Here is a 719-nt window from a genome sequence, read left to right as displayed (position 1 = left end):
CCGCCGGCGGCGTCATCTCCACCGCGCACGACATCAGCGCCTTCCAGCGGGCCTTCGCCCAGAACCGGCTGCTGCCCGAAGAGCTGAAGAAGGTGCTCATGGGACCGCCGAGAAGCGCGCCGCAGCCCTCCGGGCAGCCGTCCGGGCAGCCGTCCGAGGGCGGGGGCGGTCGGCAGCAGCAGCCCGCGCTGCCGTGCGGGGGCCAGCCGGCGATCATGCCGCTCAAGGGCAGCGCCCCCGGCTTCAACGCGGTCACCTTCACCTCGCCCGACGGCCGGATGCAGTTCGCCCTGTCGGCCACCCTGGCCGTCTCCAACATCGACAAATCGGTGCATCCGCTCCTGGTCAAGGCCGCCGAAGCAGTCTTCTGCCCGCAGAAGTGACAAAAGACCCGAAACAGGGATAACAGCGAGGAAACAGCGACTCCGCCACGCTCTTGCCCTTACCGGATTCCTTGACGAAAGGGCAGACCCAGTGACTGGAGTCAGCAGAAGAGCCGTGTTGACCGCCGGCGCGGCGGCGCTCGCCGCGCCGGCGGTCGCAGCGAGCGCCGCGAGCGCCGCGTCCGCGCAGGAACGACCCTTCCGCGCCACGGCGGGCACCGAACGGCCGGCGCGGCCGAACGTGCTGTTCATCTTCGCCGACGACCTGGGATGGGCCGATCTGAGCTGCTACGGCTCGCCGGACATCCGCACGCCCCACCTGGACGCGCTGGCCGC

General features: G+C 70.8%; 2 protein-coding genes. Both read left to right on the top strand.

What is annotated here, in order from left to right; translation table 11 throughout:
- The coding region (locus ACBJ32_RS59370) for a hypothetical protein (protein ID WP_375134402.1) at positions 1-383 on the top strand (383 nt) is incomplete at its 5' end.
- 115 nt (positions 384-498) lie between these two features.
- On the top strand, positions 499-719 hold a 221-nt coding region (locus ACBJ32_RS59365), incomplete at its 3' end, for a sulfatase-like hydrolase/transferase (protein ID WP_375134401.1).

It is taken from the genome of Nonomuraea sp. GTA35 (assembly GCF_041950525.1).
In the GTDB taxonomy this organism is placed as follows: Bacteria; Actinomycetota; Actinomycetes; order Streptosporangiales; family Streptosporangiaceae; genus Nonomuraea.
Note: the sequence above shows the minus strand (reverse complement) of the source record. Positions and strands in the feature narration are given on the sequence as shown.